General features: G+C 42.5%; 18 protein-coding genes and 2 tRNA genes. 10 read left to right on the forward strand and 10 right to left on the reverse strand.

Annotated features, from left to right (window positions below):
- Nucleotides 1-27 precede the first annotated feature (27 nt).
- From FLA_RS16485 to FLA_RS16495, 3 genes are all read left to right on the forward strand, one after another.
- Nucleotides 28-714, forward strand: a complete 687-nt coding sequence (locus FLA_RS16485; RefSeq protein ID WP_076381559.1) for a hypothetical protein — start codon at nucleotides 28-30, stop codon at nucleotides 712-714.
- 31 nt (nucleotides 715-745) lie between these two features.
- On the forward strand, nucleotides 746-994 hold the full coding sequence (locus FLA_RS16490; protein ID WP_076381558.1) for a hypothetical protein: 249 nt from the start codon (nucleotides 746-748) through the stop codon (nucleotides 992-994).
- A 115-nt stretch (nucleotides 995-1109) separates the two neighbouring features.
- Nucleotides 1110-1358, forward strand: a complete 249-nt coding sequence (locus FLA_RS16495; protein WP_076381557.1) for a hypothetical protein — start codon at nucleotides 1110-1112, stop codon at nucleotides 1356-1358.
- A 70-nt stretch (nucleotides 1359-1428) separates the two neighbouring features.
- Here the strand turns inward: FLA_RS16495 and FLA_RS16500 are convergent, their stop codons facing one another.
- The 3 genes from FLA_RS16500 to FLA_RS16510 form a co-directional block, all read right to left on the reverse strand.
- Nucleotides 1429-2523 (reverse strand): site-specific integrase, encoded by a 1095-nt coding sequence (locus FLA_RS16500; protein ID WP_076381556.1) that lies wholly within the window; start codon nucleotides 2521-2523, stop codon nucleotides 1429-1431.
- Nucleotides 2520-2849 carry a hypothetical protein gene (locus FLA_RS16505; RefSeq protein WP_144264133.1) on the reverse strand — a complete coding sequence of 110 codons (330 nt, stop codon included), beginning with the start codon at nucleotides 2847-2849 and terminating at the stop codon, nucleotides 2520-2522. Before FLA_RS16505 ends, FLA_RS16500 begins: the two co-directional genes overlap by 4 nt.
- A gap of 115 nt (nucleotides 2850-2964) precedes the next feature.
- Nucleotides 2965-3048, reverse strand: a tRNA-Leu gene (locus tag FLA_RS16510).
- A 313-nt stretch (nucleotides 3049-3361) separates the two neighbouring features.
- Here FLA_RS16510 and FLA_RS16515 point away from each other — a divergent pair.
- On the forward strand, nucleotides 3362-3970 hold the full coding sequence (locus tag FLA_RS16515; protein ID WP_076381554.1) for a hypothetical protein: 609 nt from the start codon (nucleotides 3362-3364) through the stop codon (nucleotides 3968-3970).
- 88 nt (nucleotides 3971-4058) lie between these two features.
- Here the strand turns inward: FLA_RS16515 and FLA_RS16520 are convergent, their stop codons facing one another.
- A complete protein-coding gene (locus FLA_RS16520) occupies nucleotides 4059-4877 on the reverse strand; it encodes an alpha/beta fold hydrolase (protein ID WP_076381553.1) in 819 nt (272 codons plus the stop codon).
- A 227-nt stretch (nucleotides 4878-5104) separates the two neighbouring features.
- On the opposite strand from FLA_RS16520, the gene FLA_RS16525 reads away from it, so the two are divergent.
- The 4 genes from FLA_RS16525 (at nucleotide 5105) to FLA_RS16540 (ending at nucleotide 7509) form a co-directional block, all read left to right on the forward strand.
- Nucleotides 5105-5188: transfer RNA gene (locus FLA_RS16525), tRNA-Leu, on the forward strand.
- Nucleotides 5189-5280: 92 nt separating this feature from the next.
- Nucleotides 5281-5544, forward strand: coding sequence for a hypothetical protein (locus tag FLA_RS16530; protein WP_144264132.1), 264 nt, complete (start codon nucleotides 5281-5283; stop codon nucleotides 5542-5544).
- A gap of 226 nt (nucleotides 5545-5770) precedes the next feature.
- Entirely contained in the window at nucleotides 5771-6709 is a 939-nt protein-coding gene (locus FLA_RS16535) for an AraC family transcriptional regulator (RefSeq protein WP_076381551.1), read from the forward strand.
- An 80-nt stretch (nucleotides 6710-6789) separates the two neighbouring features.
- Nucleotides 6790-7509 carry an SDR family oxidoreductase gene (locus FLA_RS16540; RefSeq protein WP_076381550.1) on the forward strand — a complete coding sequence of 240 codons (720 nt, stop codon included), beginning with the start codon at nucleotides 6790-6792 and terminating at the stop codon, nucleotides 7507-7509.
- Nucleotides 7510-7597: 88 nt separating this feature from the next.
- Here FLA_RS16540 and FLA_RS16545 read toward each other — a convergent pair whose 3' ends face one another.
- From FLA_RS16545 to FLA_RS16555, 3 genes are read right to left on the reverse strand one after another with little or no spacing between them, the layout of a single operon-like run.
- Nucleotides 7598-8017 (reverse strand): Dabb family protein, encoded by a 420-nt coding sequence (locus FLA_RS16545; protein ID WP_076381549.1) that lies wholly within the window; start codon nucleotides 8015-8017, stop codon nucleotides 7598-7600.
- 48 nt (nucleotides 8018-8065) lie between these two features.
- Nucleotides 8066-9259, reverse strand: a complete 1194-nt coding sequence (locus tag FLA_RS16550; RefSeq protein WP_076381548.1) for a winged helix-turn-helix domain-containing protein — start codon at nucleotides 9257-9259, stop codon at nucleotides 8066-8068.
- A 54-nt stretch (nucleotides 9260-9313) separates the two neighbouring features.
- Nucleotides 9314-9778: an Lrp/AsnC family transcriptional regulator gene (locus tag FLA_RS16555; RefSeq protein ID WP_076381547.1), complete on the reverse strand. Its 465-nt coding sequence runs from the start codon at nucleotides 9776-9778 to the stop codon at nucleotides 9314-9316.
- Between the two features lie 172 nt (nucleotides 9779-9950).
- Between FLA_RS16555 and FLA_RS16560 the strand changes: the two genes are divergently transcribed.
- Nucleotides 9951-10994: a PLP-dependent cysteine synthase family protein gene (locus FLA_RS16560; protein WP_076381546.1), complete on the forward strand. Its 1044-nt coding sequence runs from the start codon at nucleotides 9951-9953 to the stop codon at nucleotides 10992-10994.
- A gap of 162 nt (nucleotides 10995-11156) precedes the next feature.
- Here the strand turns inward: FLA_RS16560 and FLA_RS16565 are convergent, their stop codons facing one another.
- The 3 genes from FLA_RS16565 to FLA_RS31730 form a co-directional block, all read right to left on the reverse strand.
- Nucleotides 11157-12656, reverse strand: coding sequence for a DNA/RNA non-specific endonuclease (locus tag FLA_RS16565; RefSeq protein WP_076381545.1), 1500 nt, complete (start codon nucleotides 12654-12656; stop codon nucleotides 11157-11159).
- A 72-nt stretch (nucleotides 12657-12728) separates the two neighbouring features.
- Nucleotides 12729-13301 carry a hypothetical protein gene (locus FLA_RS16570; protein WP_096511086.1) on the reverse strand — a complete coding sequence of 191 codons (573 nt, stop codon included), beginning with the start codon at nucleotides 13299-13301 and terminating at the stop codon, nucleotides 12729-12731.
- Between the two features lie 852 nt (nucleotides 13302-14153).
- A complete protein-coding gene (locus FLA_RS31730; protein ID WP_197705797.1) occupies nucleotides 14154-14453 on the reverse strand; it encodes a hypothetical protein in 300 nt (99 codons plus the stop codon).
- Nucleotides 14454-14680: 227 nt separating this feature from the next.
- Between FLA_RS31730 and FLA_RS16580 the strand changes: the two genes are divergently transcribed.
- Nucleotides 14681-15463 (forward strand): PKD domain-containing protein, encoded by a 783-nt coding sequence (locus FLA_RS16580; RefSeq protein ID WP_076381543.1) that lies wholly within the window; start codon nucleotides 14681-14683, stop codon nucleotides 15461-15463.
- Nucleotides 15464-15474 lie beyond the last annotated feature (11 nt).

The following is a 15474-nucleotide window of genomic DNA, read 5'->3' on the forward strand; positions in this document are numbered from 1 at the left end:
AAATCATTTACCGTTAAACTGAAATCAATGACAACTACCTGTCAATACTGTGGCACACCCATGCAAGCCTTACGGAGCACCCGTAAATATTGTAGTGATACCTGCAAGCAGTTAGCATTTTACAAACGAAACGGATTGGCGTTAGCAGATGCAGAGACTAACACCTTAAACGGTAATGAACCAACAGTTTTGCCGGCAGAAGCAAAAACAGATGTAGATAAATCAGATTATATGGTAAGGCAACAAGACCAACCCTACCAGCAGGTATATTCCCGGCTGCTGGAAGCAGTGCAGGAATGCCTGGATAGTAATAACTACACATTTGTATTTGAAAACCCAGACCAATATTGGGGAACCTATGCCATACAGCCAGTAAAATGGGTAAGCCTTCGATTGCGCTGCCTGTTGGAAAACATGCTTCGTTTAAGCAATATCCCTTCCATACCTAACGAGACATTAACGCTTTTGCGGGATTCGTTTGCTGATATGGCGGCGGCACGTCCTTACCGGCAACTGCCTGCTGATTATCCCTACACCGCGCTGGTAAAAGACATCATACATAACCTTGACCGCATTGTTTATAATGTTAAGCCGAAAGGCAAAACCCGCTTTCGTTTAACGCTTAACCGGAAAGCATCCCTCATTGCCTGTCGTTTTACGCTGGCAGCTATGGTGCCGCTGGTAAAGTTCCGTGAACTCAACTTTTCAGAATAATCATTTCATAACCTCTAAATCCATTTATTTTATGCAAACAGTTATCACAAAACGCGAATTACAGGTGCCTGTAAATGTGCTGATCCGGGTAGCCGATGTGTTACTGGAAAACGAAATTACCAATAGCATTACAGGCACAGATGAAGAGGATGGCCACATCACTATTGAAGTGGAATACGAAAAAGAACAGCGGAATGCCATCCATGAAGCCGAAGATATTATCTGCGACTACCATGAAAATGAGGAAGACGAAGAAGATGATGATGAGGAGGAAGATTAACGCCAGCTTTACCACCACTGCAAGATTTCCTGTAGTGGTGTTTCTATTTGCCCAAGAATTTAACCCCTAATCTGATACCCATGAAAGGTAAAATTTCAATACTAAACCATATTATATGATAAAACGTGACGATCTACTAATCATGCGAGCAATAGCACTCTGTTTTAAACCTTTCCTAAAGCCAGAAGAAGCACTGATTTATTGTAACCTTGGCCGAACGCAATTCGCTAAGAACTGTGAAGAATATGGCGTTTACAAAACCAATAGTGGCTATTACAGGAAAGAAGATATAGATAAGATGTTGTCCGGTGAAACAGCGGCAGTGCAGGCTGCAACCCCGCACATCAAGTTAAGAGCTGCATAAAAAACAGGGCTATTCATCATCGAATAGCCCTGTTGCTTTAACTTACCTCACCCTGAAATAAGTTACCATCTTAAAGGAAACCCGCAATATTAAAAGAAGGCAAGTGACTGATCGCCTCCGACTGATCTTTGGGCTTATGCCTTTTGTAAGTCTGTTGTACCTGCCTTGTAGTGGTATGCCCCATGAGATACGCGATAGTCACATCATCCACATTCTTATCCTTTAAAAGAATAGAGAAACTTAACCGGGCGCAAGACCATGTTACGTATTTATTGACACCAGCCCGTTTAATCCATTCTCCCAACACCTTATTGGCACCATTAGCTGTAGGCAGGCTGAATACTTTATTGGTCGAAGTTGTCTTACTTAGGGATAGTTGTTTTATCTCTTCCAAAATAGCAAGGGCTATAGGGTGCAGGGTAAGCACCACAGGCTTGCCGGTTTTCTGCTGTATGATCCTTGTAATTAATGTGCCACCTTGTAGATCCTGCCATTCCAGCCTTTTCACATCCACCCATCTCAGCCCGGTATAACAACTAAACAAAAATGCCAGCTTCACCTGCTGGTTAAAACAGGGAGTGTTAAGTAAGGCAACGTATTCCTCTGATTCCAGGTGTTCCTTCAAAGCAGCGCTAGGATTGCGTACAGCCGGAATATCCTCTGTCGGGTTATTCCTGAAATATCCATCCTTAGTAGCAGCCTTTACCACCCACTTAAAACGTGCATAATAGTTAGCCGGAGTTTCGCCAGTCAATGTATCCAGCAAATGCCGCCGGAACCGTTTACAAAAGTTTTCCGTAATATCTACCGGTGAAATAAAATCACTTTTGATATAAGCCTTAAACTTGGTAAGACAGCAGGCCAGATGCCGGTTGCCTTCCCGTTTATTTAATTTGATATAGTCCTCAAAATACTCAACAAAGTTTGCCTTGAACTTATGAGCGGGGATAATCGGTGTACCTACCGCCTGCTGCTCAATAGTTAACTGGCTCTTTTTAGTCTCCAGTATCTTCAGTGCTTCTCTGTTGAAGTTCTTTTGAATCTGGTTTTGCGGGTTGGCATAAATAAATACCCCGGTAGAAGGTCGCTGTCCGGGGCCGCGACCTAAATCATAAAAGAAATAGATCTTGTCTCCTTTCTTATTGAGCTTTTCTCCAATGTTCATAGGATTTCTTTTTTAAAGGTTACGGGAGAGAAGTCCAATGAGTGTGCCATGCCAACAGTAAAATTAGTCTGATTAAAACCTGTTACCAGCAAGTGAAAGTTTGCGAGAGAAAGCGGGAACAACAATCTTGAAAATAATTTTGAAAACCACCCTGTACAAAATGGCAGAACTGCCATATAGGCTTGGCTTTCACTGCCAGCAGCGAGTGTCATGGGGTGTGTCAAACCGGGTGTCAAATATGCCTTTTCAACCCGTTTTTGATACAAAAACCTCTTGGTTAGATTCCGGTTGTGTTCCGGTGGAGTGCCTGCAATTTTGAGTGTCATTGCGAGTGTCATTTGAGTGTCGTAAATAGTGGGAAAAAGGGCTAAAAAGCAGGAAAATCCGACACTCGCGAAAATAAAAAAGCCTTACAAATCAATGACTTGTAAGGCTATCAAGTGCCCAGAACTGGATTCGAACCAGCACATCCTTGCGGACGCTGCGACCTGAACACAGTGCGTCTACCAATTTCGCCATCTGGGCATTAAAGAATCAGGTCTAAAAAATTCAGGTCTAAAGAACTATTCCCTCAGAATCAACCCGTTGCGTTGTCGTTGGGAGTGCAAATATAGAATTCATTTTATTTCTACCAAAAACTATTTAGCTTTTTTGAAAAAAAATTAGCGCCTGGGTTGCCTATTGTTTTGAAATAAAAACGAATGCCCCCCTGCTATAAAAAGGCCAGTCCCCTACTGTTAAATGATCAATAAAGTTGTTTTTACTATATAACAGGATGCAAGTTTTAGTTTATTATCATAGTGACATTTCACAGTTCTTTATTAACCAATTACAACTTATGACGAAGCAAATACCGGTAACCACCGCACTTCTTGCCTTGTTGTTTTACACCAACATAAGCCTGAGCCAGGAAGCTGCCATGTCATCCCTTTCCACCAATAGCGCTGAAAGCTTTACCCAAATACAGGATAGCCTTATTAAAAGAGAAATTGGCTTATTTAACCTCAAAGGCAGCGCAACAACAAACAATCAACAGGCATTACAGGAAACACTGCTGACAATTGTACTAAAGCGATGTTCAGATAGTTTTGCTTATTTCGAGCAAGGATCAATAATAGCCCTGGACCTGTTAATTCATATCCATTCAAAAAATACCGGCACCGAAACATATGTAGGTAACATTGACGTGATCTATCATGATAAATACATGGCAAAAATTCCGGATAGTGCTATTGCCGGCATCCGCAACCCGAAATTTTGTAGTCAATACACCAAAAGAAACAAACCCATATTGGCTACCTGTAAAGCATTCAGATCAAAAGACCGAAGAAGGGTATATATCTATATGTTAAACGGAGAAGGTAAAAACAGGTATGAAGTAACCTGGGTAATGCAGGATGGCAAGTACCTGACCCGCGTAATTGATCCGGCAGCAGAAGTCTCATAGGCGACAGTACTATAGTAAAAGGGCATTGCACGGTAAACGGCAATGCCCTTTTATATACAAGTAAGTTACATCCTGCTTTTAACAACTATTACGACTGGATAAACGCTAAGATATCAGCGTTGATGGTTGCTGCTTCTGTAGCAGGCATACCATGCGGGAAACCAGGATAAGCAATAAGTTTACCATTCTTCAACAGCTTAATTGCTTTCGCAGCCGAGACATCAAAAGGCACAACCTGGTCATCGTCACCATGTAATACCAGCACAGGAATATCAACGCTTTTCAAATCTTCTGTAAAATCAGATTCAGAAAAAGCTTTAATACCATCATAATGAGCCTTGATACCGCCCATCATACCCTGACGCCACCAATTGTCTCTCAGCCCTTGTGAAATCTTGGCTCCTTCACGGTTATATCCATAAAAAGGAATAGTAAAATCCTGGAAAAACTGCACCCTGTTGGTAGCAACATTGGCACGTATGCCATCAAACACTTCCATAGGTACACCATCCGGGTTGCTTTCGCTTTTTACCATGATAGGTGTAACAGCACTTACCAGCACCGCCTTGGACACACGACCTTTACCATACTTAGCAGCATAACGGATTACTTCACCTCCACCAGTTGAGTGACCAATGTGGATAGCATCTTTTAAATCGAGGTGATTGGTCAGTTCAGCCACATCAGCAGCATATGTTTCCATGTTGTGATTGATGGAGTTTTGGCTGGATCTGCCATGACCTCTGCGATCGTGTGCAATAACGCGGTAACCTTTCTCCAGGAAAAACATCATTTGCGCATCCCAGTCATCGCCTGACAATGGCCATCCGTGATGGAATACAATAGGCTGTCCTGTGCCCCAATCTTTGTAATAGATTTCGGTGCCGTCTTTTACTGTGATTTTCATTTTTACAAATTGTAAGTATGGTGAATAATAGCACGTCAGATTACCAACAACATGCCACGCTATAAGCTATTGATATACAGCAATTAGCATAAAATGATACAATTATTCATTTACGCTATTTCGGTAAATCATGAAATCCCTTGTTACATCAGGAGACTATACATAGAAATCCTATAATTTGTTTGTTGTTCCTAAAAGTTTTTCTACATTTGCCGCCCACTTGAACTGCCCAGATGGCGAAATTGGTAGACGCACTGTGTTCAGGTCGCAGCGTTCGCAAGGATGTGCTGGTTCGAATCCAGTTCTGGGCACTTCTTACAAGCCTCGTAATATTTAATTACGAGGCTTTTTATTTCTACAATTATGGCAAATTACTTGACTTTCACAAATAAATGTTTAAACTTTGAGAAAAAAAGAAATGCCAACCAAACCATTAACTGACAGAAGCACGGAGGAACTTACAAAGACCGCGAAAACGATAAAAGCGATGATTGTCGTCATGATACTCACCTCAACTATTTTACTGACATTAGCTATTGTCATGATGCTACATCATAAGAAGTTTCTGCCCGTACTCATCGTGAACTTTTCAACACTGCCTATACTCTTAGTGAATCTGAATTCATTAAAAGCCCTCCATAAAGAGATTGCTACCCGCAAAGCGTAAGAAATTTTTTATATTTTTTTCGACCATCACCTTTCTTTCCATAAGCACATGCCTGCATGTAAGTATTGACATGCTGGCATGTGCAATGGAAATTTTCTTATATCACCACTTAGCTGCACCTGACACTATAAGCATCTTCGGCCTGGCAAATTTGAACTTACATCGTTGAAAAATGGGAGAAAAAAGCTTTATTTGATTTATCGTTCTACTAATCACCGGTAGTTATATGAGCAGGAAAAACAGCAAACCAAAAGCGGAAATACCCAGCTACGCCCTGGAAGGGTTCAGGCCTTTGCACCGTATGGAAAATGAGCATACAGATTTTGGCTGCAATAAGCTGGATAAGCAATGGATGATACCGGGGTTTGAAATGTATTCCAGCGTGGGTGTAAAATCATCAATGGGGCCATTGAAATCTGCTTTTTACCGAATCAGCATTACCATTAGCGGCACAGTAGATGTACAGCTGGGACTGGAGCATTTTAATCTTCAGCCTGGTAGTCTGTGCTTTACCACACTCAACCAGGTGTTTTCCAAGAAGAACATCAGCGATGATCTGTTCGGCTATTATATACTGTTCACAGGTAGCTTCCTGGAAGAGCTGGTACAGGAAAGAACGCTTACAGAGGTATTCCCTTTCTTTGATTATACAGGTGTACCTTTTTTCAGCATGAATGCAGAAGAGATGCGTAAAGTAGAACAGTTTGTATTACAGATGAATGAAGAGCTGCAAAGCCGCAAAACCGGCAGGGAAAAAGCCATCCGGTTGTATTTATACTTATTGCTGCTGGAAGCCAAACGGAGCTATGAAAGGCAACAACTGGCGGTGGCAACAAATATCAGGGATAACAATTACCTCACCACCCGCTATTTAAAACTGGTGAGCCAGCATTTTCTTACCAACAGAAAGGTGGCAGAGTATGCAGGCATGCTGGCCATAACAGCCAATCACCTCAATAAAGTGATTAAAGAAACTACAGGTAATACTGCATCTGATGCCATTACAGAAATGTTATTGCGGGAAGCAAAAGCAGTATTGCGCTATACAGATGCTCCGGTATCTGAAATAGCCTTTCAGCTGAACTTCAGTGAACCGGCCGCTTTCAGCCGTTTTTTTAAAAAAGCGGCAGGAATCACACCACAGGATTTCAGGGAAAAAGCATAAACCGGTTAAGCGAAAGCATAAACCGGTCAATGATGAAACCTCGCTGGTGGCGGACTTTTGTATGGTAAAAACAAATACATATGAAAGCAACAAACAGGCAGGCAAAAGTGATTATTGCCGGTGGCACTTCCGGTATAGGACTGGCAACAGCTATTTTATTAGCAGAGAAAGGCGCTTTAGTAACCGTTACGGGTAGAGATGAGGCAAAATGCAAGGTAGCAGCTGCTGCGCATGCTAATATACAGGCGGTGGTGCTGGACAGCAGCAAGCGGGACGAACTGGATACTTTTTTTCAACAACAAGGCAGGGTAGATCACCTGGTAATTGCATTGAGTGGCGCTAAGGGAGCGGGACCATTTGCCAAATTGAACTTATCTGAATTTCGGGATGCCTTTGAGGGAAAATTCTGGCCACATCTCAACACCTTGCAGGCGGCATTACCTTCTATAAAAGAAGATGGCAGCATTACCCTCATCACTGCTACTTCAGCTACCGCAAAAATGCCTGGTACATCCGGACTGGCTGCTTTAAACGGCGGACTGGAACTGATGATACCCATATTGGCGAAAGAACTGAAACCGGTAAGAGTAAACGCCGTATCACCAGGTGTTACCGACACCAACTGGTGGAGCTTTTTACCGGAAGAAGCCAAACAGGAAGCCTTTGCACAATATGCCACACAAATACCGGTAGGCCGGGTAGGAAAACCCGAAGAAGTGGCAGAAGCAATTACATGTTTAATAGACAATACTTATATAACAGGCACTGTACTGCATTGTGATGGTGGGCTGGGACTTTAATAACCACACAAAGGAGGCTGTTGCAGTGACAATGCCTGAAAAAGCCCCGTAGTTATAAATTGCGGGGCTTTTCAATGCAATGGGTTATCTACACATCTACCGCATCATACACAATCACCTTCTCCCATAAATGGCTACAGTTTTTAATAAACTCCAGGTGTATAGGATGCGTTTGGTAAGTAGCCTGCCCTTCCAGATCACTGAAAAAGATCAGTTCTGATACCGCCCAACTGTTATCCACCACCTCACGCTTTTCGGTACTGGCCACCACTCCTACCCGTAACGCACGCACGGTTTCTATTTTGGACAATGTTTTTACTCCTGCAATAAGCTTTTCCCGGTCTTCGGTGGAGGACGGATTTTTAAGCCAGAAAAATACATGATGCACTACAGGATACTTCGCGGTTTCATTTGCTTTCATAGTTACAAGTGGCATAGCTGATGCAGCAGCGCCTGCTGTAAGTGCAGCTGCGGTGATTAAAAAATTCCTTCTGGATGCGTTTTTCATAATTATCAGATTATCAAATGGCTCAATGTTTACAGGCTGCCTGTTGCATTAAAAACAACCCTTAATATCTTTGACGTATTGTTTACTATTGCATTTGGTAATGGTTATTTCCCGGCATTTATTGAACGTAGCAAAAGCCTTAATAGCATTGCCTATTTTAAGAATATCCTCTTTACTAAGTTTCACCGGTTCAAAATGAAGGTTGTGAATAATTAAGATACTTTTCTTCCGGTCAGCCTTAGAATCCATGCGGGCCACAAAAGTGTCGCCCAATAATACCGGTAATGAAAAATAGCCGTACTTACGTTTAGGCTCGGGAACAAAACACTCGACCTGGTAATCAAAATCAAAAAAATCTTTTAATCTGTGCCTGAATACATTCAATGGATCAAAAGGCGAAAGAATAAAAGCATCCTCATTCAGCGTAATCTTCTTGTTTTTGTACACCGGCAACATATACAGCGGCGCTGATTTTAACCCTTCAATAGCTACCTCACACACCTCCCCTTCAGCCACCATCTTTTGTATCTCCTGTTTCACCAGGTTGGTCTTTGCCCTGCGGGCACGCCAGTGAATTTCTTTCACGTAAGCTATTCCCATAGATTGTAAACAGCGCCTGATAATGTGCCGGGCAAATTCTTCCGGCGCAGGCATCGTTCTATCCACATCATCCGGCAACAGATTCAAAGGCAGATCATATATTTTATTGAAATCCTTTTTCCTCGTGGTCATCAGGCTTCCATCAAAATATAAACGTTCCAGCGCTACCTTGGCAGGACGCCAATCCCACCACCCCGTACTCGCTTCCTGCCTATCGTTATCAAAATCTTTTATAGTCAGTGGGCCGTCCCTTTCTATTCTATCCAGCACACTATTCATTAAATTGATTTCGGCCGTTGTTAAAGCAGGTCTTTTGGATTGAAAGCCTTCTTTCACAGGCAAGGAAAAACGAAAATCATGCATGGGCATGTAGCTGGAATCCGAAATAAAGAATTCAAAGATGCGGCCATCTGCCTGCAACTCTTCCAGCCATTCCGGTTTATAATCAGGAATACGTGCGGCAATGATAAGATGGTGCGCACGCTCCACCACATAGTTGGCATCTATTTGCACAAAGCCAAGATGATCAATCAGCTTATACACCGCTTCCGGGCCCTTTCCAAATTGACCACGTTTAGATAAACCTGCGGCATGCAATATAATCTTGCGTGCCTGACCGGGAGAAAGTGTAAACTGGTTCATGTCTCTAAGATAAATAAAAAACAATCTGGCAGGGAATAGCGTCCGCAAACCTCATTACAAAGGATAAGCCGTATCGCTCTTTATCTCCGACAACACAAAGAAACTTTGCACTGTAGTAATATTGGGCAATCGCGCCAGCTTCTCCCGGTAAAAACTGGTATAAGCTTCCATATCAGAAGTGGCAATACGCAAAATGAAATCGAACTGCCCCGTCATCTGAAAACATTCCATCACTTCCGGAAACATTGCTACTTCCCTTTCAAAGTTCTGCAGTGATTCGGCTGTATGATCGTTTAGCTGCACCTGGCTAAAGGAAATCAGGCTTTTATCAATCAGTTTGCGATCCAGTATCGCCACCACCCTTTTAATATAGCCTTCCTCTTTTAACCTGCGAACACGCTCGTGTATAGTAGCTACGGCTTTATGCAGTTGCGCAGCTATTTCCTTATTGGTAAGCTCAGCATTCTTTTGCAGCAGTTTTAGTATTTCGATATCGGTTTCGTCTACACCTGTTTTCATGATCGAACCTTTCGGGTGTAAAAATTACGGCTTTTTGTTATATAGAAAAGAAGAAACGTTTTTATTTTCGGCCAGAGAGTGCCATTTCCGAATTATTTACGGACTTTTTGCCAGTCATCCGAAAATTAAACAATGTTTCCAAGCTTTGTTGCTACAAGCAAACAAAAAGACGATGGAAACAACACTCGTACATCCCACCACTGCCGTTCCGCAAAAGCTGAGCAATTTATGGCACCTCGTAGGCAACACGCCTATGCTCGAAATTCACTACACCTACCAGGGGCGTGAAGGGAAGATTTACGTAAAGTGTGAACACTACAACCTCACCGGCAGCATCAAAGACCGGATGGCTTTGCATATTCTTACAGAAGCTTATAAAAATGGTACTATACAACCCGGCGACACCATTGTAGAAGCCACCAGCGGCAACACAGGCATAGCCTTCGCCGCCATAGGCAAAGCATTGGGTCATAAAGTAATTATAATGATGCCCGACTGGTTAAGCAAAGAACGCTTTGACATTATCAGTAGCCTGGGCGCAGCAATACAAAAAGTAAGCAAGGCAGAAGGCGGCTTCCTCGGCAGCATACAAAAAGCAGAAGCACTTTGTGCCAGCAACAGTGGCTACTTCCTGCCCCGCCAGTTTGAAAACGAATGGAATACAGAAGCCCACTATCAAACCACCGGGCCGGAGATATGGCAGCAACTCGCCTCTATCGATCGCAGGCCCGATGCATTTGTTGCCGGCGTAGGCACCGGTGGCACTGTAATGGGCACCGGCCGTTATTTACAAGGCATGCACCCCGGCATTAACATACACCCGCTGGAACCGGCTGAAAGCCCTACGCTTACCACCGGTTATAAAGTAGGCAGCCACCGTATACAAGGTATATCTGATGAATTCATCCCAGAAATAGTAAAGCTGAACCAATTAGCCCCTGTGGTGCAGGCGCACGATGGCGATGCGATACTGATGGCGCAAAAGCTGTCTAAAGAGCTGGGCCTGGCCGTAGGCATTTCATCCGGCGCTAATGTTATCGGCGCTATTCAACTGCAACAACAAATGGGCACGGATGCTACCGTAGTAACCTTATTGCCCGACAGCAATAAAAAATATTTAAGTACCGACCTGATGAAACAAGAACCGGTAAAACCCGGCTACATCAGCACAGATACCACATTTACTGACTTTATGCCTATTAAACGCGTTCGTTAACAATCCAATATGCTATCAACGAACGATTGCTTTGCCATCCCTGCCAGTCATTCTGACTATCACTTATGCGAGTGAATCCATCACATTCACTTAAGACGGAACGAGTACAAAAAAAGGAGGCTGTCTTACATTGACAGCCTCCTTTATCCTATCTGCATTTTTTTATATACCAAAATTTGAATCCGTCCACAAACTCAGGAATTTAGTTTTAGGTGTACCCGGCTTGATAACAGAAGCGATGGCTACCTTGGTTAAAAACTTTTTCGTTTCCTCTTTATTGGTAGGCATTGTTGAGGTTTGCAATTTAAACACTAATTGCTTGCATACTGTTTTATGGCCAATTTTGTCTACCAGCTCAGCAAACTGATCATCTTCTGCTTCCAGGACTGTAGGACTTTTTTTAATATCTAATGTCTTCAAATGCGTCATAGATACAGGCTTCGACAGATTAGGGGGAATCATTTTAAGAATGGTAGATTTAATACTTCCATTCTTGCTTTTATTTAAATAATAATAATCTTTAAGAGTAGCCGCCTTCTGCTTGCTCAGGTCGCGTGGCACAGACTGAATTCCATAAAAAGATTCTTCGTTATTACCCCCAAAGGTTAATGTGGAGTCCGTAAGGTCTATTATGGAATTTCCCAATGCTCCATGGGTTTCCTGCGAAGCGGGCATATATTCATCATCAGAATCCACACCAACCATCCCCTCTACATCACTGTTTGTTTGCTGCATATTATAGGCATATCCCCCTTTATGTGGCCTGGAGGTTATCTGGGACTTAGCCAGCGGATCTGTAGCTTTTGCCTTCCCCGACCAGGTAACGGGCACAAAACTGGTGAAGGTAAGCTGATCTGTATCTTTCATTGGCGTATCGGTTTTGATACAATCATACTGATCATCATCTATAACACCTGATTTATGCAATTCTAACAAACTGCGCTGGTAAGTATCCGGACTGTAAGTTAAAGACACATCCACTTTCACTTCCTCTCCATAGGCACCGGAACTATATTTATTACCAGGATTGTAAAAACCTTCCTGAACAATTTCTTCAAACAAACGCCAGGAAAGCTGGTTAAACTGGTTATGCTGCGGGGCGAGGTTACCATGCACATCTGCTTTTTTGCCAAAAAACTGGTGGCCTATCAGGTGTCCCCCATCATAGGTTTGTATACGTTCTCTGCCAAAAACAGCCCGCTCCTGCGAACCTACATAACCATACTGATCTATGTAAGGCTGATCCCTGCTATCATTTTTTTCTATTTTCTCAACAAAAGCCTGCTTTCCTTTAGGCCTTAACATGTTACCGGCGTTGGCTTTTGATAGCTGACTGGATGCAAGAACAGGCGAATTATCATTGCCCATTTTATACCCATAGTTTAACCCCTTTTTGCCAAGCGTTGCACCAAAAGCATCATCCAATACAAAACCGGCAGGCTTTTTCCAGTCGCCATTGTCAGGCCCCAATTCGTGCTTCATTTGCATCACTTGCTTATTGGAAGAAGGATACCTGGATACAGCATCTGCCAGCAACTGGAAAGGATTACTACCCTTGCCTTTAGGCCTCGCTAATAATTGCAAAGGATTGTTACTCGCTAAAGAAGACGCTTTCACATTGTCTGCTGATGCAGCTATTTTTTGCGTAAGGTTGTTTTTCATAAACAAACAGCGTTATACAGCAATTTAGCTAAAGTAAACGAAGCCTCCATAAATTACTTTAAAGCAATGCGACTATAAGGCTACCCGCTTATCCTCATTGCCTTTGCCTTCATTCCCTTCCTTTAACTCCGACAAAGGCAGCTGCACGTAACGACCCATGCTATCCAGTGATTGATTATATACCAGCACAATATCCGGTAGCCCGGCTCGTCTAATGCGAACGCCATCAAATGGCAGAGGCTGCTTTTCTTCCGAATCCTGGTACACATCGGCATCCCACCTTTCTTCTGCATCAGGATACACCCTTCCTACCTGTATCACTTCGCGAAAACTCTCCTTATAAATCAAACGGTAATCTCCACCCTCATTGCATGCAAAAACCAATATCATCTGCCTGTATGCATCTCCTGCAAAATAGTGTTCGTTACTCATCACACAAACCACTTCCTCCATATCCTTACCAGTAAAACTACCCTGTAGCGCACATGGATATTCGTTCTGACGGCCTTTAACAAAATTAAATTCCCTCCCATCCTCACTATGTAAAAACTCCCTCACCCGATATTTTGCCACATAAGGCATGTCATATAAAAGACCGGAAAAATACTGGCCATACATCGTATCAAAAACGTTAGCCTCCATCATTTCTCCCCTGTTTATATTCAAAAGTTGCGAAAAGTGCGGAAATGCTGCTTTCCCCTGTTCTGCCAGTTTCAGATAAGTAAAAAGATGAGCAAAACGTGGATCAGCTGTTTTACTACGCTACTCAATGCCTGCTTCGTTTATGTTTTCGGAAAAAAAGCTATAAACATGTTCCTCCGTACCAATGCCCCCTTCCGGAACGGCTACCACCATGGGATCGGTACAATACAATCGATCTCCAAACCACAAATGAATCAGTGTATCCGGCAATTGATCATACGCCTGCCTGAAATGCTCATCCAGTAACTCTCCTTTTGGAAAACAACCATCGCCTGGTACATTGATACACTATCCAGCCTAGAATAAGACCACCAGCAATTTCCCAGCTATACAGGACAGCAGGCTGCATACCGGAATGAGAAAAGTAGTTGTCGTATACACGGTAGCTTCCAAAAAAAACATGTCCGGCTATAATAAAACCGATAGCTGCAATTAAAAATAAGTGGTGGGGATGTGTTTTTAATTTCAAGGTTTATAGTGTTATAGAGGTGAAATGATTCGTTCAATAAGAGCACACTCACCAGCTGTTAGTGTAATAGGTAGCTCATTTTTTTACGGCCGGCAATATACAAAACCTCAACTAATATTTATTCATATCTAACTCATCAAAATCTTTGATTTCCGATAAGTTGAGTAATTTATTTATATGAATAGTCTGCCAGGTTTCTTTAAACTTTTCCTCTCCAGACTCACAACCTTTATTGGTATTTTCTCTATCCCTTCTCTTCCTGGTAGAAAAGTTAATACTGGTTTCTCCATCGATAACAGCCCCTCCATCGGTGGCATCATAACCAATTAGCTCAAACCCAGCATGTTGATATCTGAATGTGTATTCCCAATAGCCATACCTCCCATCACCCCTCTGCGATTACGGTCCAGCTTTCCACGATACTCATCATTCACGAACCGGCTTTTATCGGTTCCTTTAATAATAAGTACACAATCTTCTAAACTGTCTTTATCCAGGTCACCGGTTACCTTTTCAAAAAACACATACCCTTTAGGCACAAAATCAGCAGGATTTTTCTTCTGTACCACTTGACCGCAAACGGTTGTGGCAAACACAACCATGCATAATGTCCATATTTTTTTCATAGAACGCTACCTTAAACAACTTTCAAAAATAATAAGAGAAAAAAGAAATATACCTGTTACAAACCGGAAAAACGCCAGGTTAAAAAATGACCATAGCCTGTTTTTCTTACGTATGTCAGGAAAAGCGACAAAATAAATGACATTTATTAAAATTCCAATACATTTGCTCACCTCCCTGCGATTGCTTTATAACCAATAGTATTGACCTATACTAAAATGTCAGATTCATGAAAAAAATCATTTCCGCCCTTTTATTCCCGGCACTATTGTTTTCCTGTAAAAAAAGTAAAGACAACACACCAGCTGCGCCCACTGCTGATTTCTGGCTTTCCAATGTGGATATTTATGTAAACGAAGAGTTTGTACTTCCCACTTATTTTAAGTTTAAAACACAAAACACCTCTAAAAATGCGGTGTCGTATGCCTGGGATTTTGGCAATACCCAAACCAGTAATCAAAAAGACACCGTATCCTTTTATACTGCAGCCGGCAACTACACCATAGCATTAGCAGTCACCGGCAACAATGGCGAGGTAGCAAACATCAGCAAAAAGGTAAGAGTAGCAGACCGTCTGCTATCCGATGCCAGGTATAGAAGCGCCACCTGGGCAGATGCCACTCCTGTAAACGCATTTATACGCATTTACAAACCAGCTGCTAACAATACAGTTCCTGCCCTGAATGGCGAAGCATATGCTTCGGATGTGTATTATCAAAGCCAGACGTTGTCTACCACTTATTTCACCAGAACGTTATTACAAATGGCCCTGCCTGAAAAAACAAAGCTGCAGCCAATCAGCACCTACATGAACGCCACAGCACCAGATTCGTTTGTGAATTATGGCTATTGTTTTTATGCAATAGAAGACGGGAAGGAAAAACTATTACTTTCTTCATGGGATGCAAACACTCAATTATCCTATAGCGAAAGCATGGAATCGGGACAATCCAGATGGACACTTACCAATGACAAAGGGCAACTTATTTTATTTGCTACCAATAATCAATAGCGCCGAACTTA

Source organism: Filimonas lacunae, from assembly GCF_002355595.1.
GTDB classification, from domain to species: domain Bacteria; phylum Bacteroidota; class Bacteroidia; order Chitinophagales; family Chitinophagaceae; genus Filimonas; species Filimonas lacunae.

What these genes read in the sequence shown, in the direction of transcription:
- FLA_RS16565 (WP_076381545.1), bottom strand. Translation starts at nt 12,656, where the DNA reads ATGAAAAACAACCTTACGCAAAAAATAGCTGCATCAGCAGACAATGTG.
- FLA_RS16570 (WP_096511086.1), bottom strand. Translation starts at nt 13,301, where the DNA reads ATGATGGAGGCTAACGTTTTTGATACGATGTATGGCCAGTATTTTTCC.
- FLA_RS16490 (WP_076381558.1), top strand. Translation starts at nt 746, where the DNA reads ATGCAAACAGTTATCACAAAACGCGAATTACAGGTGCCTGTAAATGTG.
- FLA_RS16500 (WP_076381556.1), bottom strand. Translation starts at nt 2,523, where the DNA reads ATGAACATTGGAGAAAAGCTCAATAAGAAAGGAGACAAGATCTATTTC.
- FLA_RS16495 (WP_076381557.1), top strand. Translation starts at nt 1,110, where the DNA reads ATGATAAAACGTGACGATCTACTAATCATGCGAGCAATAGCACTCTGT.
- FLA_RS16485 (WP_076381559.1), top strand. Translation starts at nt 28, where the DNA reads ATGACAACTACCTGTCAATACTGTGGCACACCCATGCAAGCCTTACGG.
- FLA_RS31730 (WP_197705797.1), bottom strand. Translation starts at nt 14,453, where the DNA reads ATGAAAAAAATATGGACATTATGCATGGTTGTGTTTGCCACAACCGTT.
- FLA_RS16550 (WP_076381548.1), bottom strand. Translation starts at nt 9,259, where the DNA reads ATGAACCAGTTTACACTTTCTCCCGGTCAGGCACGCAAGATTATATTG.
- FLA_RS16505 (WP_144264133.1), bottom strand. Translation starts at nt 2,849, where the DNA reads ATGACACTCAAAATTGCAGGCACTCCACCGGAACACAACCGGAATCTA.
- FLA_RS16520 (WP_076381553.1), bottom strand. Translation starts at nt 4,877, where the DNA reads ATGAAAATCACAGTAAAAGACGGCACCGAAATCTATTACAAAGATTGG.
- FLA_RS16535 (WP_076381551.1), top strand. Translation starts at nt 5,771, where the DNA reads ATGAGCAGGAAAAACAGCAAACCAAAAGCGGAAATACCCAGCTACGCC.
- FLA_RS16515 (WP_076381554.1), top strand. Translation starts at nt 3,362, where the DNA reads ATGACGAAGCAAATACCGGTAACCACCGCACTTCTTGCCTTGTTGTTT.
- FLA_RS16545 (WP_076381549.1), bottom strand. Translation starts at nt 8,017, where the DNA reads ATGAAAAACGCATCCAGAAGGAATTTTTTAATCACCGCAGCTGCACTT.
- FLA_RS16555 (WP_076381547.1), bottom strand. Translation starts at nt 9,778, where the DNA reads ATGAAAACAGGTGTAGACGAAACCGATATCGAAATACTAAAACTGCTG.
- FLA_RS16540 (WP_076381550.1), top strand. Translation starts at nt 6,790, where the DNA reads ATGAAAGCAACAAACAGGCAGGCAAAAGTGATTATTGCCGGTGGCACT.
- FLA_RS16560 (WP_076381546.1), top strand. Translation starts at nt 9,951, where the DNA reads ATGGAAACAACACTCGTACATCCCACCACTGCCGTTCCGCAAAAGCTG.
- FLA_RS16580 (WP_076381543.1), top strand. Translation starts at nt 14,681, where the DNA reads ATGAAAAAAATCATTTCCGCCCTTTTATTCCCGGCACTATTGTTTTCC.